Source organism: Streptomyces sp. DT224 (genome assembly GCF_049844595.1).
Classification (GTDB): domain Bacteria; phylum Actinomycetota; class Actinomycetes; order Streptomycetales; family Streptomycetaceae; genus Streptomyces.
Map to the genome: position 1 here is coordinate 1 of NZ_JBNCLI010000006.1, position 24,929 is coordinate 24,929.

A 24,929-nucleotide genomic window follows, 5' to 3' on the forward strand; every position below is an offset into this window, starting at 1 on the left:
TCCGGGCGCTTCCCTTCGGTCTTGCGTTTCCGACTCTATCAGACTCTTTCGTGTCCGATTCCCGGTCGAAGCGGGTCTTTCTTTTTGCCTTTCGGCGGTTCCAACCTTACCAGACTCATTTCGTTCCGTTTCCGGTTCGAAATTTGATTCCGGTGGCCGTTGAAGTGGCCTTGCCTTTCGGCTGATTCGACTTTATCAGAAGCGTTTCGTCCGAACCTAATCGGCTTCCGCTTCGGAAATTGGGAATCGAATGACTCTGCGGAAATTCGATTTCCGGGAGAGTGAGATAGACATTATCTGGCTGAACCCGAACTGTCCAGTTCGAGGCAACCGTTTAAGTCTACCTCCCCCACTTCACCGTGTCAACGGTTTTTTGGGGCGAAGAGGAGACTAGCAGGTCAGCAGCGCCAGATGCACATCAGGCGGCGGTCGGCACCTCGGCGCTTCGTTCGACCTCGCCCAGATCGCCCACCTCGCCGGCGCGAGCCGCGCGTCCGCCGAGTCACGAAGGCTTCGGTGATCTCGGAGACGGAGCGCCAGCGCCAGGCCGACGGCCATGCCGAGCGCGGCGCGTCCCCGTTGCACAGGGGCTCACGGCGCGCGTGGACCGCCGGCGGCCTCCACCAGTGCCGTGAGCGGTAGACCACGGCGCGTACCGGTCACCATGGACTGGGCGCGCGCCACCAGTTGCGCCAGCCGCGCGACGTGCAGTGGATCCGGGACGCTGGACTGGATCAGGGAGAAATGGGTCGCCGTGCGCTGGTAGAGGTCGACGAGTTCGTCGGCTTCCGCTCCCGTCAGGCGACGCCATCGGCGTACGAGGTGGTCCAGCCGGTCCCACTCGACGCGGTGGGTATGGACGAAGACGTCGAGGCCCATGGTCGGCTGCTGGTCCAGGCATGGATGCTTCCCGCTCGTTCCCGTACGACGAGCGCCCCTGCGAAGACGTCCCCCGAGCTGCCGGCCGCCGCCTCCGCCGTGCCCGGTCGGGCGGTTCGCCCAGCTGGACCTGTCGGCGGTTCCGGATGAGTTGGTGCTTGCTGTACGGCAGGACCTGACGCGGATGCATCAGCCACGAACGGCAGGTAGGGACGCGCGCCAGGCGTGGCAGACCGCCAGTGCCGGTCCGGGGCAGGCGGTCAGGCAGGGGCCTCGGACCGACGTGCGACGGATCAAAGGTGCCGTACACCCCGGTGCCAGTACGGCCGACAAGGAGGCGGGGCGTCCCTCTGCCACCGATTCGTGCCGCCCCTGTGACGACGGGTCCTAGCTGCCGGAGGGCGGGGAGTCGAGGTCTTCGAGTTCGATGCCGGGGGCGGAGAGCACCACGTCGCCAGCGAGGTGAATCGTGTGCCGCTCGCCCGTGTCCAGGGCGCTGACCTGGTATTCGTCCACCTTTAGGGGGCCGTTGTCAGTGGGGTGCGCTTCACTGTTCACCAGGGCCCAGGACTGGTCGAGGGTACGGGGGGCGAGGACCGGGTCCGTGAAGGTGACGACCCGCACGCGGGTCTCGGGGGACGTGGGGGTGAGGCGCAGCAGACGAGCGGTCGCGACGAGGAAGGCGGGGGAAGTGCCGTTGAAGGCGTGGGCGCGGACATTGCCTTCGGTGGCGTGAGTGCCCGTCGGGTCGGTACGGACCCAGGTGAGGCCCTCCAGGGCGGCACCGCGGACCTGCCAGTCGGCGCAATGGAGTTCGAGTCGGAGGGGGCGGCCGAGTTCATCGAGGGTGAGGTCGACGGATCCCAGGTGACTGCCGGACGGGGCGGTCGTTTGGGAGATGTAGCGCCAGCCGGAAGGGCCGGGCGCGCAGTGGAAGCGTTCTTCGCCGAGAGGGGTGTGGTCGTGGACGTCGTGGAGCGAATATCGGCCGCGGGGCATGGGGTCCTTCGGGTCCTCGGCTCGTGCGGGTGCGGTACGGCGCAGGCCCCCGACACGGGGGTGCGGGGGCCTGCGCTCGTCGCTGCCGCTGATCGGCCCGGGCCGCGCTGAGCGCCCGGGGCCGGACCGGATCGGCCGGACCGTTCGAGGTCCGGCCGGTTCCGGGCCCGTAAGGGAATCAGTAGCGGTAGTGGTCGGGCTTGTACGGGCCTTCGACCTGGACACCGATGTACGCGGCCTGCTCGGGGCGGAGCGTCGTGAGCTTCACGCCGAGCGCGTCGAGGTGGAGCCGGGCGACCTTCTCGTCCAGGTGCTTGGGCAGCACGTACACGTCGGTCGGATACTCCTCCGGCTTCGTGAACAGCTCGATCTGCGCCAGCGTCTGGTCGGCGAACGAGTTGGACATGACGAACGACGGGTGGCCGGTCGCGTTGCCCAGGTTCAGCAGCCGGCCCTCGGAGAGCACGATCAGGACCTTGCCATCGGGGAACGTCCAGGTGTGGACCTGCGGCTTGACCTCGTCCTTGACGATGCCCTCGATCCTCGCCAGACCGGCCATGTCGATCTCGTTGTCGAAGTGACCGATGTTCCCCACGATGGCCTGGTGCTTCATCCGGGCCATGTCCGAGGCCATGATGATGTCCTTGTTGCCCGTCGTCGTGACGAAGATGTCCGCCTGCTCCACCACGTCATCGAGAGTCGCGACCTGGTAGCCGTCCATCGCCGCCTGCAACGCGCAGATCGGGTCGATCTCCGTGACGATCACCCGGGCACCCTGGCCCCGCAGCGACTCCGCGCAGCCCTTGCCCACATCGCCGTAGCCGCACACGACGGCCGTCTTCCCGCCGATCAGCACGTCCGTGGCACGGTTGATGCCGTCGATCAACGAGTGACGGCAGCCGTACTTGTTGTCGAACTTCGACTTCGTCACCGCGTCGTTCACATTGATCGCGGGGAAGAGGAGGGTGCCGTCGCGGTGCATCTCGTACAGACGGTGGACACCGGTCGTGGTCTCCTCCGTCACGCCACGGATCTCGGAGGCCAGCTGCGTCCACTTCTGCGGGGACTCGCCGAGCGTGCGGTTGAGAAGCGTGAGGATGTGCGCGTACTCCTCACTGTCCGCCGTAGCCGGGTCCGGGGCCGCACCCGCCTTCTCGAACTCGACGCCCTTGTGGACGAGGAGGGTGGCGTCACCACCGTCGTCCAAGATCATGTTCGGACCACCGGTCGGCGTGTTCGGCCAGGTCAGCGCCTGCTCCGTGCACCACCAGTACTCCTCCAGCGACTCACCCTTCCAGGCGAAGACCGGCACACCGGCCGGCGCCTCGGGAGTGCCCTTCGGACCGACCGCGATCGCGGCCGCCGCGTGGTCCTGGGTCGAGAAGATGTTGCAGGACGCCCAGCGCACCTCAGCGCCGAGGGCGACCAGGGTCTCGATCAGCACCGCCGTCTGCACGGTCATGTGCAGCGAACCGGTGATGCGGGCACCCGCCAGCGGCTGCGCTGCGGCGTACTCCTTGCGGATCGACATCAGGCCGGGCATCTCGTGCTCAGCCAAGGTGATCTCCTTGCGCCCGAAAGCGGCAAGGGAGAGATCGGCGACCTTGAAGTCCTGTTGGTTGGCGACCGTCGTCATAACGGGCTGCTCCTCGTTGTGGAGTCGAGGGTGGGTAGGGCGGCTCTGCGGCGGCGGGCACACGAATGCCCGGGCGCTCGCAGCGCAGTCCGTCGGAGGCCCTCTCTCCCTCGGCCGGCCCGGCGTACGGACCGATCGACCGCCATCAGCAGCGACGTCTGACACTGCCGTCGAATCTACACCGAACGGCGCAGCCGCTCCCAGTCCACCGGGACGGATCCGGGGCGGGAGCGGCTGTATCGGGTGCGCGATGGCAGGTCCGGTGCGGTCAGTGGCCGGATTCCGTCGGGCCGGTGTCCCCCGTGCCCGCCGGGGTGTCGGCCGCATCGGAGTCCGGCTCGGCGGCTCCCGGTTCGGGGGCTTCCGGGCCCGGGGTGGCGGCGAAGGTGCCTCCGGGGGCCTTGGCCGGGTTGGTGCCGGCCTCTGCCGCCGCGGCGTTGTAGATGTCCGGCTCCAGGTAGATCACCCGGGCGATCGGGACGGCGGCGCGGATGCGTGACTCGGCGGCGTTGATGGCGTTGGCGACCTCGTCGGCGGTGTCGTCGTGCTGGACCGCGATCTTGGCGGCGACCAGCAGCTCTTCCGGGCCGAGGTGGAGCGTACGCATGTGGATGACTCCGGTGACGGTGTCGCCGTCGACCACCGCCTCCTTGATCTTCTCGACCTGGTCGACGCCGGCGGCCTCGCCGAGCAGCAGGGACTTGGTCTCGGCGGCCAGCACGATCGCGATGACGATCAGCAGGATGCCGATGCAGAGGGTGCCGATGCCGTCCCAGACGCCGTTGCCCGTGCCGAGGGCCAGGCCGACGCCACCGAGTGCGAGGACCAGACCGATGAGCGCGCCGAAGTCCTCAAGAAGCACGACGGGCAGTTCCGGCGCCTTGGCGCGGCGGATGAACTGCGTCCAGCTGAGGGAGCCGCGCGACTCGTTGGACTCCCTGATCGCCGTACGGAAGGAGAAGCCCTCGGCGATGATCGCGAAGACCAGGACGCCGACCGGCCAGTACCACGCCTCCAGCTCGTGGGGGTGCCTGATCTTCTCGTAGCCCTCGTACACCGCGAACATGCCGCCGACGGAGAACAGGACGATGGAGACGAGGAAGGCGTAGATGTAGCGTTCGCGGCCGTACCCGAAGGGGTGCTGCGGGGTGGCCTCGCGCTGGGCCCGCTTGCCGCCGAGGAGCAGCAGGCCCTGGTTGCCGGAGTCGGCGAGCGAGTGGACGCTCTCCGCGAGCATCGACGAGGACCCGCTGAACAGGAACGCCACGAATTTGGCCACTGCGATCGCGAGGTTGGCGCCGAGTGCCGCCACGATCGCCTTGGTTCCGCCTGACGCACTCATGGGTGCCTGGTGTCCCTTCTTCGGTCTGCGGCTCCGACGGCCGCGGTGTGGCGGCACATTGTTGCAGCCCTCGTCACGGACGGTGTGTCAGGCCACCACTGTCGCACGGAACAGAGTGCCCGCTCCGGACACGTGTACCCCCTCGCCCGCCGGTACGAAGACCGATTCGCCGGGCGCGAGGGCGAGGTCGCCGGCGTTCGGAGCACCCGCCGTGCACAGCAGGATCTGCGGGGTGGGCGCGGTCAGGTCGGCGGGGGCGGCGCCGGGTGACAGGTCGAAACGGGAGAGGCGGAACTCGTCCACCGGCGTCTCGTACAGCTCCTCGCCCGACGGGGACGCCTCCGGGCGCAGGATGCCCGGGTCGGTCGCCTCGAAGCGGACGATGCGCAGGAGTTCGGGGACGTCGATGTGCTTGGGCGTCAGACCGCAGCGCAGCACGTTGTCCGAGTTGGCCATGATCTCGACGCCGAGGCCGTCGAGGTACGCGTGCGGGACGCCGGCGCCGAGGAACAGCGCCTCGCCGGGCTGGAGCCGTACGTGGTTGAGCAGCATGGCCGCGATGACGCCGGCGTCGCCGGGGAAGTGGTGGGCGATGCGGGCGTACGGGGCGTAGGCGCCGCCGATCCGTTCCGCGGCGGCCGCGGCGGCGCTCACCGTCTCGGCCATCTCGTCCGGGTCCGCGGTGAGGATCGCCGTCAGGACCTCGCGCAGCGCGGCCTCCTCGGGCTGGGCGCGCAACAGGTCCGCGTACGGCTTGAGGGTGTCGACGCCCAGGCCCTCCATCGCCTCGGCCGCCTCCAGGGGCCGCCGGAATCCGCACAGGCCGTCGAAGGGGGTGAGCGCGCAGATCAGCTCGGGCTTGTGGTTGGCGTCCTTGTACGTGCGGTGGGGGGCGTCGATCGGGACGGACCGGCTCTCCTCGTCCGCGTAACCCGCCTTGGCCTGGTCCAGGTTCGGGTGCACCTGGAGGGAGAGGGGCGCGCCCGCGGCGAGCAGCTTGAGGAGGAAGGGCAGGCGGGGGCCGAACTTCTCGACGGTCGCCGTGCCGAGTTCGCGGGCGGGGTCGGCGTCGATGACGTCGGTGAGGGACTGCTCGGCGTGGGCGGTGCCGGTTTCGGTACGGGTGATCCGGGAAGGGGCGCCGGGGTGGGCGCCCATCCACATCTCCGCCTGTGGTTCGCCGGTGGGGGCGACGCCCAGCAGGGCGGGGATCGCGGTGGTCGAGCCCCAGGCATACGGGCGCACGGTGTTGGAGAGCCGGTCCATGGATCAGTCCTTGTGTTGCTGTGTGCGGCGCGGTGTCGCCGCGCTGTGTTGACGTGGTGCGAGGTGTTCAGGCGCCGGCCGTCGAGGCGAGCGACAGGTAGACCGCGGCGAAGTCGGTGACGGCGAGCAGTTCCGCGAGGGATTCGAGGGTGCTGCCCTCCTCCGGTTCGAGCTCGCTGATCGCGGTGTCGTGGCCGAGGGCCAGTTCGCGGGCGGCCGGGGCGGCACTGAGGCCGCCGGTCGGGCGGTCGCGGAGCAGCACCACCCGGGCGTGCAGGGGCTCCTGCTCCTCGACGCGGTCGCGGAAGAAGTCGTCCGGGTCCGCGCCCGCGGCGAAGGCGCCCGCCAGCAGGCCCCCGTGGGCGGGAAGCGCCTCCGGAAGTGCGGCGGCGAGGGCCGGGCGTCCCGCGAGCTCCGCCAGGACCGCGGCGAAGCGGCGTCCGACCGGGCCGGCCGCTTCGCCCTCCGTCCAGATCAGCGGGAGGGTGCCCGCGAGTTCGGCGGCGAGGGTCTTGGCCGGGTTGCTGTACGTGGCGACGGCCGGACCGCAGCGCTCCGCCGTGCGGTCCAGGCGGTCGGCGACGCTCTGGAGGGCGTCGGCGGGGGCGGTGACCAGGCCGACGCGGTCGAGCAGGGCGAGGAGCGGGGTGAGCAGGGCCCAGAGGGTGCCGGGGCCTGCGGCGGACGTCTCGGCGTCGTACTCGCCGTGCGGGGCGGAGGCCATCGGGACGACGACGCCGTGCACGCCGTGGACCGCCTCCCGCAGCGGGGAGCGCAGCGGCGCGACGGCCACGACCGTGCAGCCGCGGCGGTACGCCTGCTCCGCGAGGAGGGCGAGGCCCGGTTCGGAACCGTCCGCCGTGGCGATGAGGAGCAGGTCCACGGAGCCGGCCCAGCCGGGGAGGGTCCAGCGGAGTGCGCCGGGGGCGGGGGCGACACCGGTCGGGGGGATGCGGGTGACCGGGGCCGAGGCGCCGGCGAGCGCGGCGATCAGGTCCGCGACGCCGGTCGCGGCGGTGCCGGGGCCTGCGACCAGGACGGCGCGCGGGCGGCCCTCCGGCTTCAGCTCGGTGATCCCGGCCTCCGTCGCGTGCCGGGCGGCGGTACGGACCCGGGCCCCGGCCTCGGCGGCGCCGCGGAGCAGGTCGCGGCGGTCGGCTCGGGCCAGGGCGTCGGGGGCGTCGAGCAACGACTCGTCGAGCATGGGGCGGTCCTCCGATCACATGCCGGTCACCGGCGGGTGCGGGTGCGGTGCGGCCGATACGGGCCGGTCACGCCGGTCACGCCGGGCGGCGGGCCTCGTCGACGAGGAGTACGGGGATGCCGTCCCGGACGGGGTAGGCGAGACCGCAGTCGGTGCCGGTGCAGATGAGTTCCGGGGTGTCGGCTGCCGTCTGGTCGTCCAGGGGGGCGTGGCAGGCGGGGCAGGCCAGGATCTCCAGGAGGCCGGCTTCGAGCGGCATGAGGTGTCCCTTCGGGCGGTCTGGGGTCGGGGCCCTGGTGGGGGCGTGGTCAGCCTACCGCCGGGGTGGGGTGGGGTGCGTGTCGTGGGGCCGGAGGGTGGGTGCGCCTGCGTCGGGCCTGTTCCCCTGCCCGCCCCTTCCCGGAACCGGGGCGGGGCCTATGCGCGGATCAGGGCCAGGACCTCATCCCGTACCCGCGTCATCGTCTCCTCGTCCCTCGCCTCGACGTTCAATCGCAGCAGCGGTTCCGTGTTGGACGGACGGAGGTTGAACCACCAGGTGGGGGCCGTCACCGTGAGGCCGTCCAGAGTGTCCGCGATGGCGTTTACCCGGTGGGCGAAGGCGGCGGTGACCTTTGCCGTGCGGGCCTTCTGGTCGTCGACCGTGGAGTTGATCTCGCCGGAGGCGGCGTAGCGGTCGTACTGCGCGACCAGGGCCGAGAGGGGGCCCGCCTGGCCTCCCAGGGCGGCGAGGACGTGGAGGGCGGCGAGCATGCCCGTATCGGCGTTCCAGAAGTCGCGGAAGTAGTAGTGGGCCGAGTGCTCGCCGCCGAAGATCGCGCCGTGGGCGGCCATCTCGGCCTTGATGAAGGAGTGGCCGACCCTGGTGCGGACGGGGGTGCCGCCGTGCTCGCGTACGACCTCGGGGACGGTGTGGGAGGTGATCAGGTTGTGGATGATCGTGCCCCGGCCACCGTTGCGGGCCAGTTCGCGGGCCGCGACCAGGGCGGTGATCGCCGACGGGGAGACGCCTTGGCCCCGTTCGTCCACCACGAAGCAGCGGTCCGCGTCGCCGTCGAAGGCGAGGCCCAGGTCGGCGCCCTCGGCCACCACGCGGGCCTGGAGATCCGTGATGTTCTTCGGGTCCAGGGGATTGGCCTCGTGGTTCGGGAAGGTGCCGTCGAGTTCGAAGTACATCGGGACCAGGTCGACGGGCAGTCCGGCGAAGACCGTGGGGACGGTGTGACCGCCCATGCCGTTGCCCGCGTCCACGACGACCTTGAGGGGGCGGATCTCCGTCAGGTCCACCAGCGAGAGGAGATGGGCGGCGTAGTCCGTAAGGGTGTCGCGCTCGGTGACCGTCCCCGGGGCCGCGACCGGCTCGGGGGCGCCCTTCTCGGACCACTCCTCGGCCAGCGCACGGATCTCGGCCAGGCCCGTGTCCTGGCCCACCGGTGCCGCGCCCGCCCGGCACATCTTGATGCCGTTGTACTGCGCGGGGTTGTGCGAGGCGGTGAACATCGCGCCGGGCAGGTCCAGCGCCCCGGAGGCGTAGTACAGCTGGTCCGTCGAGCAGAGGCCGATCATCGTGACGTCGGCGCCGCGCCCCGACGCGCCGCGTGCGAACGCGCCGGACAGGGCCGGGGAGGTGGGGCGCATGTCGTGGCCGATCACGATCGCGTCCGCGCCGGTCACCTCGACGAAGGCCGCTCCGAAGAGTCCGGCCAGCTTCTCGTCCCACTGGTCGGGCACGACTCCGCGCACGTCGTACGCCTTCACGAGCTGCGACAGGTCTGCGGTCACGGGCCGGTCCTCCTGGGGGTTGCTTCGGACCGCCCAACGTACCCGGCGGGCGGCGGTCCCTCAGGAGTCGGGTGAGCGCAGGACGCGGAGGTGTCCCCTGCGGGCGACCTCCATCGGGTCCGCGGTCCGGCGGCCGCCGCCCGGGGTGCCGTCGCCGCGCTCCTGCGGACGCGCGGCTTCCCGTACGGCGTTGGCCAGCGCTTCCAGGTCGTCGCCGCTGGGGCGGCTGGGCGCGGAGGGGTCGGAGAGCCGGACGACCTCCCAGCCCCGTGGCGCGGTCAGCCGCTCGCTGTGCTCGGCACAGAGGTCGTAGCAGTGGGGCTCGGCGTAGGTGGCGAGCGGGCCGAGGACCGCAGTCGAGTCGGCATAGACGTACGTCAGTGTCGCGACGGCAGGGCGGCCGCACGCGGTGCGCGAACAGCGACGTACAGGGCTCACGATGTTGGACGGTACCGCACTCTTGAGCGGGCTGCGACGACTCTCCCCCGGCTCACCCCTCCGTGTCGCCCTGTGACCTCCGGCACACGCGCCCCCCGGGCAACTCCACTGACCTGCGTGGGAGGAGAACACGAGGGCCCTGGCGGCGATGATTCCGGTCACCTCTGTGCCGCGAACCTTGCACAAGGCGTCGTTCCGGCGGTCGCGAGCGGGGCCTGAAACGGGCTCCGGTGTGGCCGGATCGCTCAGGAGTGGACAGGGCGGCATGGGGCGGATCGCTCGGGAGCGGACGGGCGGCGGCACGGGGCCGCTCGCCCTCCGGCCGCGCGGGCCGTCGGGGTTAGGCTGCGTCGGTGATGGACAGTTCCGTACCGCCCAGCCCGTCCGAGCCGCGTCCGCGGCGCCGGGACCGACACGGCCGAGGCATGCGCGGGCCCGTCGCCCCGCCGCAGGTGCCGCTGTCCACGAGCCGCGCGGACAGCTTCCGCGATCTCGTCCAGGACTCGGTGGAGCGGCTGGAGCGGCGCTGGCCGCAACTGGCCGAGGTCGACTTCGTCGTCCTGGAGGTGCCGGAGGCGGCGGAGGAGACGGTTCCGCTGGGCGACGCGGTCTCCGCCGAGAAGGGCCGGCCCGCCCGCATCACCGTCTACCGGCGCCCTGTCGAACTGCGCACCAAGAGCCGGGACGAGCGCGCCCTGCTCGTCCACGAGATCGTGGTCGAGCAGGTGGCGGAGCTGCTGGGCCTGGCGCCCGAGTCCGTCGATCCCCGTTACGGCCAGGACTAGTGCGGCGGATCAGGGTCGGACAGGGCGTCGCGACCCCGGCCATGATCCGCCGGACACGGCCTTAGGGCCTGTCAGTCGTCCAGCACCGACAGGTTCTGCCGGGCCGTCGGGACCTCCACCGTGCCCCGGTCGTCCGGCAGCGTCTGCACCGTGAACATCTGGATCCCGTTCACCTTCTCGGTGAGCGTGCGCGCGGCGTGCACCGGTCCGCCGGACTGCGTCTCGACCGTCAGGGCGTAGGTGCCCTTGAGGCCCGTCGGCACGGGCGGGGTGACCGCCGTGGTCGTGCCCGCCGCGATCTTGTACGTCTTGCTGACCGGCGTGCCCCCGCTGCTGCCCGCCGACGCCGTGACCTTGACGGTCGCGGCGGCGCCGGGGGCGGTGAGGGAGAGGACCGAGCCCTTGGACCGGTTGTCGGCGACGGTCGCGCGGGCGCCCACCGGGCCGGTCGCGGGGATGTAGGCGACCTCCTGCTCGTCGCCCTTGCCCCGGACCACGCGCAGGGCGGCGACGACCGGGGTGGCCTTGCCCTTCTCGGAGGGCACCAGCATCAGCGAGCCCGCCTCGCCCCGGGTGATGTCCTTGAGGTCCATTCCGGCGGTCATGTGGGACTTGACGTGCAGTTCCTCGTGGCCGGCCGGGGTGACCGCGCCGGACTTGCCGAGCAGTTTCAGGCCGAGGTCGGCGTCGTCGTCGCCGGGGGCGAAGGCCACCAGGCGGACCGAGGTCGCGTCGGCCGGGATGCCCGGCAGGACGAGCGTGCCTGCGGGTTCGGCGGAGGCGGTGAGCCAGTCGCTGCCGGTCTTGTCGTCCGACGTCCTGACGGCCGCGCCGACCCTGCCCGTACGGGTGGTGACGTGGACGGTGACGTCGTCGGCGGCCTTGCTCGTGAGCGTCGAGATCAGGACACGTACGCCGGACCCCGCCGGGACCGTGATGCCCTCGCCGACGTCGGACTTGAGGGAGCCGTCCGGGCCGTACAGCTCGATGTCGGCGACGGCGGCGGTGTCGTCCGGGTTGGTGAGGTGGACGTAGTCCTCGCGGGACTTGGCGGTGCTCGCCGCGGGGAACCAGAAGTCGGTGTCGGGCGCGGTGCAGGTGATGCCGAGCAGGCCGCGGCCGTCGCCCGCCTCGATGGTGGTGGTCTGCTGGGCGGTCCAGCCGGGGGCGAACCGGCCGGTCGCGGTGCCGATGAGGGCGGGCGAGTCCGCGCCCGACGCCTCGCCGGTGGCGGGCTTGCCGGGCTCCTTGAGGGAGACCACCGGCTTGTCCCCCTTGTCCTTCTTGCTCGTGTCCTTCTTGTCCTTGTCGTCGGACTTGTCGTCGGTCTTCGCCTCGCCGTCCTTCGCGGAGGACAGGAGCGCGGCGGTGCCGGCCGTGGTGGAGTTTCCGCTCCCGCCGGACGGCGTGAAGGCCGTGTACGCCGTCTCCGAGAGATCGGAGAGGCCGGGCGCCGGGCAGAGCAGGCTGGTCCGTTCGACGGGCAGCCGTGCGGCCGTCCCCGCTTCGGCCGTGCTGCCGCCGGACGGCTCGTTGAGCACGGCGAACCCGGTGACGGCGGCCAGGGCGACCGCCCCGGCGATGAGGGACAGGCTGCTGGTGGACTTCACTCGGACTCGCCTCGGGTCGGCCACGGGTTCGGGCCCGGGGCGGGGTTCTCGGGGTTCTGCGGGTCGTACGGGTGCTGCGCGCCGTACTGCCCGGCCTCGGGGCCGTACCCGTTCGGGTCATAGGACTGCGGGTCGTACGCGGGCGGGTCGTACGGGCCCGCGTACGGGCTGTCCTGGTACTGACCGTCCTGGTACTGGGGGTAGCCGTACGGGTCGTAGCCGCCGGTGTCCGGCTGCTGCTGCCCGTCGGCGTACCGCGGGTCCTGGTACGGGGCGCCGTCCTGGTACTGCGGAGAGGCCGGGGCCTGGTACTGGCTCTGCCCGTCCTCCCAGTCGCCGTACTGCTGCTGCGGTACGAAGACGCTGTCGCCGCCGCCCGGGGCCGCCGGGTCGGTTTCGGCGCTCTGCTGGGCGGGAACGTACGCGGGCTGCTCGCCGGTCTCCTCCTGGTCCGGGGCACCCGCCGCGTCCAGCTGCCCGGGGGCGCCCTCGGCGGCCTCGCTCTCGGCCAGGGCGGCGGCGCGCAGCCTGCGGGCGCGGCGGCCCTCGCCGCCGACCGGTTCGGCGGCGACGGCCTCAGCCTCCTCGGGCAGGTCGTCGTCGATCTCGCGGCGGCGGCCGGGCAGCGCCATGACCACGAGGACCACGGCGAGCGCGATCTGCGCCCAGATCCACACGGTGTGGGTGAAGGGCTCCTCGTACGTGAGGTCCAGGGTGCCGCCCTCGGCGGGCAGCTCGAAGCCCTGGGCCCAGCCGTCGACGGTCTTCGCGGTCAGCGCGCGGCCGTTGAGCGTGGCCTGCCAGCCGGGGTCGGCGGCGTCGGCGATCCGCAGCACCCGGCCGTTGCCGCCCGCCGGGATCCTGGTGTGCGCCTCGACCGGCTGGGAGCCCACGGGGAGCGGCTCGTCGCCGGCCCCGGACGGGACGATCATGATCCGGGCGACCTGCCGGTCCACCCGCCACAGGGCGCTGCCGTCGAGCTGGCTGAGCCGGCTCAGGCCCGGGGTCGCGTCGAGCACCCGGCTCATCCGCTCGGGCGCCCCGTCGCGCACGAGGACGTAACGGATCGCGAAGCCGCTGAGCTGGCTCCCCTGGTCGGCGCCGGAGCCGGCGACCAGGTTGGCGACGACCTTGTCGAGGTGGCTGTTGCCGCCCTGGGCCTCGGCCAGCTCCGCGTCCCCGAGCCGGGCGCCCGAGCCGCGGACGAGGGTGTAGTCGACGGAGGCGGACGAGGTGCCGCCCAGGACCAGGGTGCGCGGCTGGTCGCGGGTGCCGCTCTCCTCCGCGACGAACGCGGGCACCTGGACCGGGTCGCGGCGTTCCAGCGGGCCCGCCGCGCCGCCGATCATCCAGCCGGCGGCGGCCAGCACGGGGGCCACGCCCGCCGCGAGGGCGATCAGGGCGGCGACCGGCTGGCGCCAGCCGAAGCTCAGTTCGGCGACGCGGATGCGGGCACCGTCCGCGCCGACCAGCGCGGCGGCGATGAGCGCGGCGCCGTAGACCAGCGTGGCGGGGCCCGCCCAGCCGGAGCCGTTGGCGAGCCCGGCGAACGCGAGGGAGACCAGCGCGGCCGCCCAGGCGGTCCGTACGGCGAACTGCCGCTCCCCGCGCAGCAGGGCCGCCAGCGCCGCGAGGACGATGCCGAGGAGCAGGACGCCGCCCGCCGCCTTCGGCCCGCCGGGGCTGAGGCCGAGGAGGTCCAGGGCGGAGGCGGAGCCCGTACCGGTCTCCAGGCCGGCTTCCTCCAGGAACGCGGACGGGCTGCTCAGCAGCGAGAGCGACCACGGCGCGAGGACCAGGACCGGGGTGCCGACGGCGGCGAGGAAGCGGAGCCCGTACGCGGTGATGTCGCCGCGCCGCAGCACCAGGACGCCGAGGCCGAGGACCACCGCGAGCGGCCACACGATCGGCGTGAACGCCATGGCGAGGGTGAGGAGCAGGGTGTACGCCCAGGTGGCGCGCCAGCTGCCGCGGGCGTCGTCGGAGGCGCGCATGCCGTGCGCGGAGACCGCTGTGCGCGCGATCAGCGGCAGCAGGACGGCCAGGACGGCGGTGCCGAGGCGGCCGGTCGCCAGGGCGCCGGTCGTGGCGGGCAGGAAAGCGTACGCGACGCTCGCCCAGGCCCGCAGCAGCCGCGAGGGCAGCAGGGGGCGGGTGACGAAGTACGCGGTGAGTCCGGCGAGCGGCACCGAGCAGACGAGCAGCAGGGTGAGCGCAAAGCCGGTGGAGCCGAGGAACAGCGCGGACAGGGCCGAGACGACGGCGAGGTAGGGCGGGGCGGTCCGGGTGCCGCCGGTGCCGGTGGTGTGCCAGCCGTCCGCGTACCGCGCCCACAGGTCGGAGACGTCGCCGGGGGCGGGCAGCAGGGCGCCGCCGGCCAGCGCGCCGCCGCCGATGAGGTCGCGGCAGGCGACGAGGGAGACCAGCAGGAGCAGGGCGAAGAGGACCGGTCCCGGCTTGCGGCCGACCTTCTTCAGCCGGGCGAACTGGTCGATCTCCAGGTAGTCGGCGTCGTCGCCGCCCGGCCCGGACTCGACGGCGCCGTGCCGGGAGCCGCCGGAGTCGGCTTCGGAGCCGCCGCCGAAGTTCCCGGCGACCTGTTCGACGGTGGCGCGGACGGTGGCGCCGGGTGCGGGGAAGAGGCCGCGCAGTTCGGCGGCGTCCACGGCGCCCTTCCCGCGGGCGCGGCGGGCGGCCAGGATGCGGCCGGGGCGCAGCAGGGTGCTCAGGAGCCCGGTGACCTCGTCGACGGCCTGGCCGGGGACCTTGCCGACGAGGTAGGCGAGGGTGCGCAGCAGGGTGCCGAGGACGAGCCGGAGCATCACCCAGGGCAGCTGCTTGCCGCGCGTGTTGGCGAGCATCGTGTAGACGGCGCCCGCCTTGTCCACGCGGTGCGGGCTGGCCACCGAACGGCCGGCGCAGTCGATGGGGCGGCGTTCCCGCGCGGACGCCTCGGCATGCCGCAGGACGGCGTCGGGGGCGACGAGTACCCGGTGGCCCGCCAGGTGGGCGCGCCAGCACAGGTCGACGTCGTCACGCATGAGCGGGAGCCTGCGGTCGAAGCCGCCCAGCTCCTCCCAGACGTCGCGGCGGACGAGCATGCCGGCGGTGGAGACGGAGAGGACCGTGCGGACCTGGTCGTGCTGACCCTGGTCCTGTTCGCGGCGGTCGAGGCCGGTCCAGCGGCGGCCGCTGTTGGCGATGGAGACGCCGACTTCGAGGAGCTGGCGGCGGTCGTACCAGCCGCGCAGCTTGGGGCCGACGATCGCGGCGTGCCGGTCGTTGTCCACGACGCGGAGCATCTCGGCGAGCGCGTCGGGCGCGGGCGCGCAGTCGTCGTGGAGCAGCCAGAGCCACTGCACCGGCTCGCCGTGCGGCAGCTCGGGCATCTCGTAGGCCTCGTCGCGCCAGGTCCGGGTGACCGGGTCCCAGCCGCTGGGCCGCTTCAGGTAGGGCAGGTCGTCCGGGGTGAGGACGCCGGCCGTACGGCTCGCCTCGTCGACGGCGGTGCCGAAGCTCGTACGCCGCGCCAGGTGCAGGACGCGGTCGGCGCCGAGGGCCTCGGTGACCAGGCGCGCGGAGTCGTCGGCGCTGCCGGTGTCGGCGGCGACGACGTTCTGTACGGGGCGCTCCTGGCCGAGCAACCCGGCGAGCGCGTCGGGCAGCCAGCGTGCGCCGTCGTGGGAGACGAGCACGGCGGTGACGACATGCCGGGGGAACTCGGGGGCGGCGGCGGCCGCGTACGGCGCCGTTGATTGGCTGTGCACGGACATCGAGGTACGGGCCCTCCGGCCGGGTCCGGGGGGCGTCCCCCCGGGGGCTGCATCGGTGTACACGCGCGCTCTGTCGGGTCGTTGGCGCGTCTCGGACGGGGCCCCACACTAACGGTAGGGGTAACCGGGGTGGCGCGGAGCGGTTGAGCGAGGGCGCGACGGGGTAGCGGCCGGCGCGGATTTCAGGTCGTCGCGGGCATGGCGATGGTGCTGCCCGGGTACGGCGACGGCCCGCCGCCTGCGGGGTGCAGGCGGCGGGCCGTGGTGTTCGTGCGCGGTGGGCCGGTCCGGTCAGACCGCGGCCTTCTTCAGGCGGCGGCGCTCGCGCTCGGAGAGGCCGCCCCAGATGCCGAACCGCTCGTCCTTCGAGAGGGCGTACTCCAGGCACTCGGACCGGACTTCACAGGCGAGACAGACCTTCTTCGCCTCGCGGGTCGATCCGCCCTTCTCGGGAAAGAAGGACTCGGGGTCGGTCTGGGCGCACAGCGCGCGCTCCTGCCAGCCGAGCTCTTCGTCCGCGTCCTCGACCAGCAGTTGCTGGAACAGCTCGGTCATGTGCGCCCCTCGTCTGTCTCTTGCGTCCCGTGATGCGGCCGTTACCGAATCGGCCGAACGACACGGGTGAAATTACAAGCGTGTAGCTCTGGCTGGTCAAGCCCGGATCTGCTATTGGCCCCGGTATTCACCCTGCGGCACCAACCGTATGCGTTAAGTGTTCAAATCACCAAAAACCTGACATATGCCGGGGGCTCTACCGCATCTCCACCCACCATGAAGACAAACCGCTGCGGACTCGGACACGTTTCGATTCGATCACCGAAGCGACCAAGATCACATTCGGGTCACGGCGCCGCGCCCATGTTTGGCGGCACGACTGTTGCGCCACCTGTCCCCGCCAAGGGCCGCTAAAACCTTTCTCCGATCGGAGTAACCGGATGAGGTGAAACATTGCCGCCAAACCGGGCATTGGGTTGACACCGGGCGGCTCTCCGGTTCTCCTTGATGCCATGCCAGTGACCTCAGCGACGCACGCGACCCGCGCTCGTGGGTTCCGTAGCGCTGTCCAGGCTCGCTGCTGCTGTTCCAGCTGTCTCAGCTGTTGACACCGCCGACGCCGTCGTAGCCCTCCCGCTCCGGCCCGGCACCGCTCGTCCCGCCCCACGGCTCCCGGAGCGCACGGCTTTCCGGCCACGGTTCCCGGACCCCGCGCCGAGCCCCCGCACCGCACGCCGCACTCGCACCCTGCCGAGGAACCACGCTCCATGAACAGCAGCGACAGCGACCTCCAGATCGCCGGCGACCTCCTGGAGGTCCAGCACCTTCTCCGCCCCGCGCCCGAACACCCCGCCACCGTCGCCGAGTTCGTCGGCCTCGCCCGTACGATCGCGGCCGACCGCGACCGGTGGGCGCCGCTCGTCCGGTACGACGCCACCACCCGCTGGTACCACCGCCTCCGCGCGGTTCCCCGAGGTCTCGGCTCCGCCCGGCCGGGGGAGACCCCACTCGGCTACGAGGTCTGGCTGCTGAGCTGGGTGCCCGGGCAGGGCAGTGGGCCGCACGACCACGGGCCGTCCTCCGGCGTCCTGACCGTGCTCGACGGGGAGCTGACCGAACGGACGCGCCGGGGGAAGCGGACGCTGGGCGCGGGCGCGCAGCGCGTCTTCGCCCCCGGCTACGTCCACGAGGTCGTCAACGACTCCCTGGAACCGGCCGTCAGCCTGCACATCTACTACCCGGGCCTCACCGACATGCCGATGCACGCCGCGCAGTGCGCCCCGGCTGCCGCGACCGCCTGAACGGCCACTGTCCCCGAGCCCCGGTGCTCCTGACAGACTGTTCGCATGCGCATTGTGGTTCTGGCCGGCGGTATCGGTGGTGCTCGTTTCCTGCGGGGTCTCAAGGAGGCCGCGCCCGACGCGGACATCACGGTCATCGGCAACACCGGTGACGACATCCATCTGTTCGGGCTCAAGGTCTGCCCCGACCTCGACACCGTGATGTACACCCTCGGCGGCGGCATCAACGAGGAGCAGGGCTGGGGCCGCGCCGACGAGACGTTCCGCGTCAAGGAGGAACTCGCCGCGTACGGCGTGGGCCCCGAGTGGTTCGGCCTCGGCGACCGCGACTTCGCGACGCACATCGTCCGTACGCAGATGCTCGGCGCGGGCTATCCGCTCAGCGCCGTCACCGAGGCACTCTGCGCGCGCTGGAAGCCGGGCGTCCGGCTGCTGCCCATGTCCGACGACCGGGTCGAGACGCATGTGGCGATCGAGGAGGACGGCGAGAGCCGGGCCGTGCACTTCCAGGAGTACTGGGTGAAGCTGCGGGCCGCCGTGCCGGCGCGGGCGATCGTGCCCGTCGGCGCGGAGCAGGCCAAGCCGGCGCCGGGCGTCCTGGAGGCGATCGCCGGGGCCGACGTCATCCTCTTCCCGCCGTCCAACCCGGTCGTCTCCGTCGGGACGATCCTCGCCGTGCCCGGCATCCGCGAGGCCATCGCCGAGGCCGGGGTGCCGGTCGTCGGCCTCTCCCCCATCGTCGGTGACGCACCGGTGCGCGGGATGGCCGACAAGGTCCTCGCGGCGGTGGGCGTCGAGTCGACCGCCGCCGCCGTCGCCGAGCACTACGGGTCCGGGCTGCTCGACGGCTGGCTGGTCGACACCGTGGACGCGGGGGCCGTCGGGCGGGTGGAGTCCGCGGGCATCCGCTGCCGGTCCGTGCCGCTGATGATGACCGATGCCGCCGCCACCGCCGAGATGGCGCGGCAGGCGCTCGCCCTCGCCGGGGAGGTCCGCGCGTGAGCTCCGCCGACGCCCCCTCCTACCGGGTGTGGGCCCTGCCCGGGATGCCCGAGGTGCGGCCGGGGGACGACCTCGCGAAGCTGATCGCGGCGTGCGAGCCGGGGCTCGTGGACGGTGACGTCCTGCTCGTCACCTCGAAGATCGTCTCCAAGGCGGAGGGCCGGATCGTGCGGGCCCCCGACCGGGAGGCGGCGATCGACGCCGAGACGGTACGGGTGGTGGCGCGGCGCGGTCCGCTGCGGATCGTGGAGAACCGGCAGGGCCTGGTCATGGCCGCCGCCGGTGTGGACGCCTCGAACACCCCCGCCGGGACGGTCCTGCTGCTTCCCGAGGACCCCGACGCCTCGGCCCGGGCGGTCCGGGAAGGGCTGCGGGCGGCGCTCGGCGTGGAGGTCGGCGTCCTCGTCACGGACACCTTCGGGCGGCCCTGGCGCAACGGGCTGACCGACGTCGCCATCGGGTCGGCGGGAGTGCGGGTGCTGGACGACCTGCGGGGCGGGCGGGACGCGCACGGCAATCCGCTGAGCGCGACCGTGATCGCCACCGCCGACGAGCTGGCCGCCGCGGGCGACCTGGTCAAGGGCAAGACGGACGGGCTGCCCGTCGCCGTGGTGCGCGGGCTCGGGCATGTCGTGGACGCGGCGGACGAGCAGGACGCCCGTGCGCTGGTGCGGGTCGCGGCCGACGACATGTTCCGGCTCGGGACCTCCGAGGCGGTCCGGGAGGCGGTGACGCAGCGGCGTACGGTACGCGAGTTCACGGACGAGCCGGTGGATCCGGGGGCGGTACGGCGTGCGGTCGCCGCCGCCGTGACCGCGCCTGCGCCGCATCACACGACGCCGTGGCGGTTCGTGCTGCTGGAGTCCCCCGAGTCGCGGACCCGGCTGCTCGACGCGATGCGGGACGCGTGGATCGCGGATCTGCGGCGCGACGGCAAGAGCGAGGAGTCGGTCGCCAAGCGGGTGCGGCGGGGCGATGTGCTGCGCCGGGCGCCGTATCTGGTGGTGCCGTGCATGGTCATGGACGGCTCGCACACGTACGGGGACGAGCGGCGGGACGGCGCGGAGCGCGAGATGTTCGTGGTCGCGGCGGGGGCCGGCATCCAGAACTTCCTGGTGGCGCTGGCCGGGGAGCGGCTGGGGTCGGCGTGGGTGTCCTCGACGATGTTCTGCCGGGATGTGGTGCGGGACGTTCTGGGGCTGCCGGCCTCCTGGGACCCGCTGGGCGCGGTGGCCGTGGGGCACGCGGTGGCGGCCCCCGGCCCGCGGGTGGGGCGGGACGCGGAGGACTTCGTCGTCGTGCGGTAGGCGCCTTTGGCGCCGTGTTCCGGGGTGCCGGCTCCGTGTGCCCTCAGCGCCGACGGGCCGTTCGGGGCTCTGCCCCGGGCCCCGGTCCCCAATCGCCGGACGGGCTTGATGGTGGCCCTGCCCGGAGGGCTTCTGCGGGCTTGCGAGGGTTACAGCCGCGCGATGTCCCTCGGCTGGAAGCGCGGTGCCCTTCTCGGGGGCGTCGCGCCCGAGAGCAGGATCAGGCGGGTCGCCCGGTGGCGCTGGCCCTCGTACGGGGTCAGGAGGGTCAGCATCTCCTCGTCGTCCGCGTGGCGGTTGCCCGCCAGGGCGTGGCCGACGATGCCGGGGAGGTGGAAGTCGCCCACCGTCACCGCGTCCGGCGCGCCGTTCGAGCGTTGCAGGGTCTCCGCCGCAGTCCAGGGGCCGATGCCCGGGATCGCCTGCAGGCGGGTCAGCGCGTCGGGGAGGTCCATCGCGGCCGCCTCCTCCATGCGGCGGGCCACCCGGACCGTGCGCAGGATCGTCGCCGAGCGCTTGCTGTCGACGCCCGCGCGGTGCCAGTCCCAGGACGGGATCAGCGACCAGGTGCGGGCGTCCGGCATGACGTAGAGGCCGTACTCCTGCGGGCCGGGCGCCGGCTCACCGTACTGGCGCACCAGGAGGCGCCAGGCGCGGTACGCCTCGTCCGTCGTGACCTTCTGCTCCAGGATCGACGGGATCAGCGACTCCAGGACCAGGCCCGTGCGCAGCAGCCGCAGTCCGGGGCGGCGGTGCTGGGTCTGGGCGAGGAGGCGGTGGCGCGGGGTGAAGGCCGCCGGGTCGTCGCCCTCGCCGAGCAGCGTGGGCAGCTGGTCCAGCAGCCAGGACGCGCCGGGCCCCCACGCGGACGCCTCGATCCGGCCGTCCCGGGCGACGGCGTGCAGCGTGCCGGGGCCCTCGGGGGTGCGGCTGGCCCGGCGCACGGAGCCGTCGGCGACCATCCGGAACGTGGGGTCGGCGGGGCCGCGGCGCAGGGGGCCGAGGACGAGCCTCAGGTCGAGCGGGCCCGGCGGCGTCCAGACACGGGTCTGCGCCGCCGGTACGGGCGTGGCCGCCGCCTGGTGCGGGACGGGCGCGCGCCGGGCGTTGCGGGGAGCGAAGCGTCCTGCCACGGATGAGGTCCTCGGTCGTCGGGGCTGCCTGTCGAGGGTACGGCGATTTTCGGCCACTCGGTCCCCTGCGGGCCGGAGTCGCCGGGTCGCTCACTCGTCCGAGGAGAACCGCACCGACGCCTCCGGCAGGCGCGCCCCGCACCAGATGCGGACGCCCTCGCGGAGCTCGTTGTCGGCGCCCACCTCGGCGCCGTCCCCGACGACCGCGCCGGCCAGCACCGTACGGCCGCCGATCCTGGCGCGCTCGCCGACCAGGGAGTCCGTGATCACCGCGCCGGGCTCGACGACCGCGCCCGCGAGCACGGTGGAGCCGTCGATCTGCGCGCCCGCGCCGATCACCGCGCCGTCGCCGATGACCGTACCGCCGGAGAGCTTGGCGTCGGAGGCGACCGAGGCGGTCGGCAGGACGAGGCTGTCGCCGCAGCGGCCGGGCACCGCCGGGGAGGGCGCGCGGCCGAGCACCAGATCGGCGGAGCCCTTGATGAACGCCTGCGGAGTGCCGAGATCCAGCCAGTACGTGGAGTCGACCATGCCCTGGAGGTGGGCGCCGTCGGCGAGGAGTCCGGGGAAGGTCTCGCGTTCGACGGAGACGGGGCGGCCGGCCGGGATGGTGTCGATGACCGAGCGGCGGAAGATGTACGCGCCGGCGTTGATCTGGTCGGTGACGATCTCCTCGGGCGTCTGCGGCTTCTCCAGGAAGGCCGTGACGCGGCCGGTGTCGTCGGTCGGCACGAGGCCGAAGGCGCGCGGGTCCTCGACCCGGGTCAGATGGAGGGAGACGTCGGCGCCGGAGTCGGCGTGCGAGGTGACCAGGGCCCGGATGTCGAGCCCGGTGAGGATGTCGCCGTTGAAGATGAGGACCGGTTCGTCCGGGCCCGAGGCGAGGCGGTGGGCGACGTTCCGGATGGCTCCGCCGGTGCCGAGCGGTTCGCGCTCGGTGACGTACTCGATGTGCAGGCCGAGCGAGGAGCCGTCGCCGAAGTACGGCTCGAAGACCTCGGCCAGGTACGAGGTGGCGAGGACGATGTGCTCGACCCCGGCGGCCCGGGCACGCGCCAGCTGGTGCGTGAGGAAGGGGACGCCCGCTGCCGGAACCATGGGCTTGGGCGTGTGCACCGTGAGCGGGCGCAGCCGGGTTCCCTTGCCGCCGACCAGGAGGATCGCTTCTTTTGCCTCTGTCACAGCACTGTCTTCGCTTCCTGCTGGGGCCGGGCGTCGTGTGCAGCTGTCGTCCCGTCCCGGTAAATCGGCCCGGGCCTCCGGTGCGGTCGATCGCAAGGCGCGGAACTGTCCTCATGGCGGAGCCATGCGGGCACTTCGGCAACGCCGCGAGCGGCCGTGCCAGGCGTCCCGAGCCCAGCGGGGATGGGACGACAGCTTGTTCGGCTGGCCAGTGTATGCAGCCCCGGGGGGCGCCTTCGGACTGCGGGGCCGAACGGCCTCGCGGGAGGGCCGGCGCCGTTGCGACGGTCCCCCGCTTCTTGTAGAGACGCGTTTCCGGGTCAGGGGTTGCGTGTCCGCCGCGGTCGCGGCCGGTGCACGCGCCAACTCCCGCGCCCGGGACCGCCGCGTACGCTTTCGCCCATGAACGCCAGCGACCGCACCCCCGCCGACCTGCTGCGTTCCGCGCTCGCCGCGGACCCGGCCCGCCCCCTGGTCACCTTCTACGACGACGCCACCACGGAGCGCGTCGAACTGTCGGTGGCCACCTTCGCCAACTGGGTGGCCAAGACCGCCAACCTGCTCCAGGGCGATCTGGCCGCGGAGCCCGGCGACCGGCTCGCGCTGCTGCTGCCCGCGCACTGGCAGTCCGCGGTCTGGCTGCTGGCCTGCGCCTCGGTCGGGGTGGTGGCCGATGTGCAGGGCGATCCGGCCGCCGCCGATCTCGTCGTCTCCGGCCCGGACACGCTGGACGCGGCGCGGGCCTGCCGGGGCGAGCGGATCGCCCTGGCGCTGCGCCCGTTGGGCGGGCGGTTCCCGCAGGCGCCCGAGGGTTTCGCGGACTACGCGGTGGAGGTGCCGGGGCAGGGCGACCGGTTCGCGCCGTTCGCCCCGGTGGACCCGGACGCGCCGGCGCTGACGGTGGGCGGGGACTCGTTCACGGCGGCGGAACTGGTGGCGCGGGGCCGCGAGGACGGTGCGGCGCTGGGCCTGGGCGCCGGTTCACGGCTGCTGTCGGGGCGTACGTACGACACCTGGGACGGGCTCAGCGCCGGGCTCTACGCACCGCTGGCGGCCGGGGGCTCGGTGGTCCTGTGCCGCCACCTCGACCGGGTGGGCGCGGAGGCGCTGGCGCAGCGGGTGGAGAGCGAGCGGGTCACGCTGACGGTGTGACAGCACCCGGGACCGGTATGACAAGAGGCACGAGAGGGGCACCCGTCCGGCCCATCGTGGGCCGAGTCCCCCGTGTCGGCACTCGACTCCGGTACATGATCTGCCGTACAGACCAGCCGAGGCACAACCAAGCGTGAGGTTCAGCCGTCTACTTCTGCGACCGGCGGCCCAGCGCGCCGCCGAACGTGAAGGATGGACGCAGACGTGACCGAAAGCGCCGGCACTCCGGGCGAGCCCGACGACTCGGCCGCGGGCGAGGAGCGGACGCCGGAGGCACCTCCGTTGGGCGAGGCGGGCCGGCCCGGCGGGGACGGCGCATCCGGCGACGAGGGCACGCCCGGCGCGGCCGCCGCCCCCGGCGGTGAGACCCGCAGCGGGTCCGGCAGCGGCCCCGGGCCCGCCCCGGAGGGGCCGCCGGAAGGCGGGGGCCGGGGCCTCGACATCACCGTCCGGCACAAGCGGCACTGGCTGCGCTGGACCGCGCTCGGCGCCTCGTTCGTCGTGCTCGTCGCGGCGGGCGTCGGCTGGTGGCTGTACAAGAAGCTGGACGGCAACATCCGGACGGACACCTCGGCGGCGGCCGAGCTGAAGGCGTACGAGAAGGAGCGGCCGGTCTCCGTCGTCCACGACGCGGAGAACATCCTGCTGATCGGCTCGGACAGCCGGGCCGGTGAGAACCGCGCGTACGGCCGCGACGACGGTGGCAGCCAGCGCTCGGACACGACGATCCTGCTGCACCTCGCGGCGAACCGGAAGAGCGCGACCGCGATGTCGGTCCCGCGCGACCTGATGGTGGACATCCCGGCCTGCCACAAGGCCGACAAGACCGCCACCAGAGCGCAGTTCGCGCAGTTCAACTGGGCCTTCGAGATGGGCGGGACCGCCTGCACCATCCGGACCGTCGAGAAGATGACGGGCATCCGCATCGACCACCACATGGTCATCGACTTCAACGGCTTCAAGGACATGGTCGACGCGGTGGACGGGGTGGAGGTCTGCCTCAAGAAGCCGGTCGACGACAAGGACGCCCACCTCAAGCTCGACGCGGGCCGCCACAAGCTCGACGGGGAGCAGGCGCTCGGCTACGTACGCGCCCGGAAGTCGCTCGGCAACGGGAGCGACACCGACCGCATGGACCGCCAGCAGCAGTTCCTGGGCGCGCTCGTCAACAAGGTGCAGAGCAACGGAGTCCTGCTCAATCCGACGCGGCTCTACCCGGTGCTGGACGCGGCCACCAAGGCGCTGACCACCGACCCGGGCCTGGACAGCCTGAAGGACCTCTACGACCTGGTGCGGGGCATGCGTGACGTTCCCACCGACAAGGTGCAGTTCCTGACGGTGCCCCGGCGGCCCTACCACCTCAACAGGAACCGGGACGAACTGGTGCAGCCCGACGCGGACAAGCTGTTCAAGCAGCTGCGCGACGACGAGCCGGTCGCCGTGGTGCCCGCCGACAAGCTCAAGGGCGACGACAAGGACAAGGGCGTGGCCGACGCCTCGGGCCCGTCGCCCACACCTACGTATTCGGGGAACAATGCCGCGACCGACCTGTGCAAGCAGTAAAGCAATGGCCAAACAGACACCAACATTCCGCGCGCAATGGGAAGAATGCCCGGTTGTAAGGGCCGTGGAATGTGTCACGC

At 72.6% G+C, this 24,929-nt stretch carries 20 protein-coding genes and 1 pseudogene; 7 read left to right on the plus strand and 14 right to left on the minus strand.

Annotation, left to right across the window (positions count from 1 at the left end; genetic code table 11):
- Positions 1 to 185: hypothetical protein (locus ACLQ2N_RS15605; RefSeq protein ID WP_425813244.1), on the plus strand; the 185-nt coding region annotated here is incomplete at its 5' end.
- Between the two features lie 420 nt (positions 186 to 605).
- Here ACLQ2N_RS15605 and ACLQ2N_RS15610 read toward each other — a convergent pair.
- The 9 genes and pseudogenes from ACLQ2N_RS15610 to ACLQ2N_RS15650 form a co-directional block, all read right to left on the minus strand.
- Positions 606 to 879: pseudogene (locus ACLQ2N_RS15610) on the minus strand (stage II sporulation protein M); the annotation flags it as partial.
- A 387-nt stretch (positions 880 to 1,266) separates the two neighbouring features.
- Positions 1,267 to 1,878, minus strand: a complete 612-nt coding sequence (locus ACLQ2N_RS15615) for a hypothetical protein (protein WP_425813246.1) — start codon at positions 1,876 to 1,878, stop codon at positions 1,267 to 1,269.
- A gap of 178 nt (positions 1,879 to 2,056) precedes the next feature.
- On the minus strand, positions 2,057 to 3,514 hold the full coding sequence (ahcY, locus tag ACLQ2N_RS15620) for an adenosylhomocysteinase (RefSeq protein WP_425813248.1): 1,458 nt from the start codon (positions 3,512 to 3,514) through the stop codon (positions 2,057 to 2,059).
- Positions 3,515 to 3,782: 268 nt separating this feature from the next.
- Positions 3,783 to 4,856 carry a cation diffusion facilitator family transporter gene (locus tag ACLQ2N_RS15625; protein ID WP_425813250.1) on the minus strand — a complete coding sequence of 358 codons (1,074 nt, stop codon included), beginning with the start codon at positions 4,854 to 4,856 and terminating at the stop codon, positions 3,783 to 3,785.
- 87 nt (positions 4,857 to 4,943) lie between these two features.
- On the minus strand, positions 4,944 to 6,122 hold the full coding sequence (gene manA / locus ACLQ2N_RS15630) for a mannose-6-phosphate isomerase, class I (RefSeq protein ID WP_425813252.1): 1,179 nt from the start codon (positions 6,120 to 6,122) through the stop codon (positions 4,944 to 4,946).
- Positions 6,123 to 6,189: 67 nt separating this feature from the next.
- Positions 6,190 to 7,326, minus strand: coding sequence for an SIS domain-containing protein (locus ACLQ2N_RS15635; protein WP_425813254.1), 1,137 nt, complete (start codon positions 7,324 to 7,326; stop codon positions 6,190 to 6,192).
- Positions 7,327 to 7,402: 76 nt separating this feature from the next.
- Positions 7,403 to 7,585 carry a Trm112 family protein gene (locus ACLQ2N_RS15640; RefSeq protein WP_018103989.1) on the minus strand — a complete coding sequence of 61 codons (183 nt, stop codon included), beginning with the start codon at positions 7,583 to 7,585 and terminating at the stop codon, positions 7,403 to 7,405.
- A gap of 158 nt (positions 7,586 to 7,743) precedes the next feature.
- Positions 7,744 to 9,108 (minus strand): phosphomannomutase/phosphoglucomutase, encoded by a 1,365-nt coding sequence (locus ACLQ2N_RS15645; RefSeq protein ID WP_425813256.1) that lies wholly within the window; start codon positions 9,106 to 9,108, stop codon positions 7,744 to 7,746.
- A 60-nt stretch (positions 9,109 to 9,168) separates the two neighbouring features.
- Positions 9,169 to 9,546 (minus strand): DUF3499 domain-containing protein, encoded by a 378-nt coding sequence (locus ACLQ2N_RS15650; protein ID WP_361021880.1) that lies wholly within the window; start codon positions 9,544 to 9,546, stop codon positions 9,169 to 9,171.
- Positions 9,547 to 9,902: 356 nt separating this feature from the next.
- Here ACLQ2N_RS15650 and ACLQ2N_RS15655 point away from each other — a divergent pair, with 356 nt between their 5' ends.
- The gene (locus ACLQ2N_RS15655; RefSeq protein ID WP_425814189.1) at positions 9,903 to 10,331 is read left to right on the plus strand and encodes a metallopeptidase family protein; all 429 of its coding nucleotides are present in this window, start codon (positions 9,903 to 9,905) and stop codon (positions 10,329 to 10,331) included.
- A gap of 71 nt (positions 10,332 to 10,402) precedes the next feature.
- On the opposite strand, the gene ACLQ2N_RS15660 is transcribed toward ACLQ2N_RS15655, so the two are convergent.
- The 3 genes from ACLQ2N_RS15660 to ACLQ2N_RS15670 form a co-directional block, all read right to left on the minus strand.
- The gene (locus ACLQ2N_RS15660) at positions 10,403 to 11,941 is read right to left on the minus strand and encodes a DUF5719 family protein (protein WP_425813258.1); all 1,539 of its coding nucleotides are present in this window, start codon (positions 11,939 to 11,941) and stop codon (positions 10,403 to 10,405) included.
- The gene (locus ACLQ2N_RS15665) at positions 11,938 to 15,714 is read right to left on the minus strand and encodes a glycosyltransferase (protein WP_425813260.1); all 3,777 of its coding nucleotides are present in this window, start codon (positions 15,712 to 15,714) and stop codon (positions 11,938 to 11,940) included. The genes ACLQ2N_RS15660 and ACLQ2N_RS15665 overlap by 4 nt, the downstream gene beginning before the upstream one ends.
- Positions 15,715 to 16,005: 291 nt before the next feature.
- A complete protein-coding gene (locus ACLQ2N_RS15670; protein WP_018103995.1) occupies positions 16,006 to 16,269 on the minus strand; it encodes a WhiB family transcriptional regulator in 264 nt (87 codons plus the stop codon).
- A 707-nt stretch (positions 16,270 to 16,976) separates the two neighbouring features.
- Between ACLQ2N_RS15670 and ACLQ2N_RS15675 the strand changes: the two genes are divergently transcribed.
- Genes ACLQ2N_RS15675 through ACLQ2N_RS15685 form a run of 3 tightly spaced genes read left to right on the plus strand, consistent with a single transcriptional unit; the run spans position 16,977 to position 19,819 of the window.
- On the plus strand, positions 16,977 to 17,510 hold the full coding sequence (locus tag ACLQ2N_RS15675; RefSeq protein ID WP_425813263.1) for a cysteine dioxygenase: 534 nt from the start codon (positions 16,977 to 16,979) through the stop codon (positions 17,508 to 17,510).
- 45 nt (positions 17,511 to 17,555) lie between these two features.
- A complete protein-coding gene (gene cofD, locus ACLQ2N_RS15680; protein WP_425813265.1) occupies positions 17,556 to 18,512 on the plus strand; it encodes a 2-phospho-L-lactate transferase in 957 nt (318 codons plus the stop codon).
- Complete coding sequence (locus tag ACLQ2N_RS15685) at positions 18,509 to 19,819, plus strand: coenzyme F420-0:L-glutamate ligase (RefSeq protein WP_425813267.1); 1,311 nt, start codon at positions 18,509 to 18,511, stop codon at positions 19,817 to 19,819. The genes cofD and ACLQ2N_RS15685 overlap by 4 nt, the downstream gene beginning before the upstream one ends.
- A gap of 149 nt (positions 19,820 to 19,968) precedes the next feature.
- Here the strand turns inward: ACLQ2N_RS15685 and ACLQ2N_RS15690 are convergent, their stop codons facing one another.
- Positions 19,969 to 20,952, minus strand: a complete 984-nt coding sequence (locus tag ACLQ2N_RS15690; RefSeq protein WP_425813269.1) for a DNA-3-methyladenine glycosylase family protein — start codon at positions 20,950 to 20,952, stop codon at positions 19,969 to 19,971.
- 90 nt (positions 20,953 to 21,042) lie between these two features.
- Positions 21,043 to 22,134, minus strand: a complete 1,092-nt coding sequence (locus ACLQ2N_RS15695; protein WP_425813271.1) for a sugar phosphate nucleotidyltransferase — start codon at positions 22,132 to 22,134, stop codon at positions 21,043 to 21,045.
- A 402-nt stretch (positions 22,135 to 22,536) separates the two neighbouring features.
- Between ACLQ2N_RS15695 and ACLQ2N_RS15700 the strand changes: the two genes are divergently transcribed.
- Complete coding sequence (locus tag ACLQ2N_RS15700) at positions 22,537 to 23,286, plus strand: TIGR03089 family protein (protein ID WP_425813273.1); 750 nt, start codon at positions 22,537 to 22,539, stop codon at positions 23,284 to 23,286.
- Positions 23,287 to 23,490: 204 nt separating this feature from the next.
- Positions 23,491 to 24,849, plus strand: a complete 1,359-nt coding sequence (locus ACLQ2N_RS15705; RefSeq protein ID WP_425813275.1) for an LCP family protein — start codon at positions 23,491 to 23,493, stop codon at positions 24,847 to 24,849.
- Positions 24,850 to 24,929 lie beyond the last annotated feature (80 nt).

What these genes read in the sequence shown, in the direction of transcription:
- ACLQ2N_RS15615 (WP_425813246.1), bottom strand. Translation starts at nt 1,878, where the DNA reads ATGCCCCGCGGCCGATATTCGCTCCACGACGTCCACGACCACACCCCT.
- ahcY (WP_425813248.1), bottom strand. Translation starts at nt 3,514, where the DNA reads ATGACGACGGTCGCCAACCAACAGGACTTCAAGGTCGCCGATCTCTCC.
- ACLQ2N_RS15625 (WP_425813250.1), bottom strand. Translation starts at nt 4,856, where the DNA reads ATGAGTGCGTCAGGCGGAACCAAGGCGATCGTGGCGGCACTCGGCGCC.
- manA (WP_425813252.1), bottom strand. Translation starts at nt 6,122, where the DNA reads ATGGACCGGCTCTCCAACACCGTGCGCCCGTATGCCTGGGGCTCGACC.
- ACLQ2N_RS15635 (WP_425813254.1), bottom strand. Translation starts at nt 7,326, where the DNA reads ATGCTCGACGAGTCGTTGCTCGACGCCCCCGACGCCCTGGCCCGAGCC.
- ACLQ2N_RS15640 (WP_018103989.1), bottom strand. Translation starts at nt 7,585, where the DNA reads ATGCCGCTCGAAGCCGGCCTCCTGGAGATCCTGGCCTGCCCCGCCTGC.
- ACLQ2N_RS15655 (WP_425814189.1), top strand. Translation starts at nt 9,903, where the DNA reads ATGGACAGTTCCGTACCGCCCAGCCCGTCCGAGCCGCGTCCGCGGCGC.
- ACLQ2N_RS15665 (WP_425813260.1), bottom strand. Translation starts at nt 15,714, where the DNA reads ATGTCCGTGCACAGCCAATCAACGGCGCCGTACGCGGCCGCCGCCGCC.
- ACLQ2N_RS15670 (WP_018103995.1), bottom strand. Translation starts at nt 16,269, where the DNA reads ATGACCGAGCTGTTCCAGCAACTGCTGGTCGAGGACGCGGACGAAGAG.
- ACLQ2N_RS15675 (WP_425813263.1), top strand. Translation starts at nt 16,977, where the DNA reads ATGAACAGCAGCGACAGCGACCTCCAGATCGCCGGCGACCTCCTGGAG.
- cofD (WP_425813265.1), top strand. Translation starts at nt 17,556, where the DNA reads ATGCGCATTGTGGTTCTGGCCGGCGGTATCGGTGGTGCTCGTTTCCTG.
- ACLQ2N_RS15700 (WP_425813273.1), top strand. Translation starts at nt 22,537, where the DNA reads ATGAACGCCAGCGACCGCACCCCCGCCGACCTGCTGCGTTCCGCGCTC.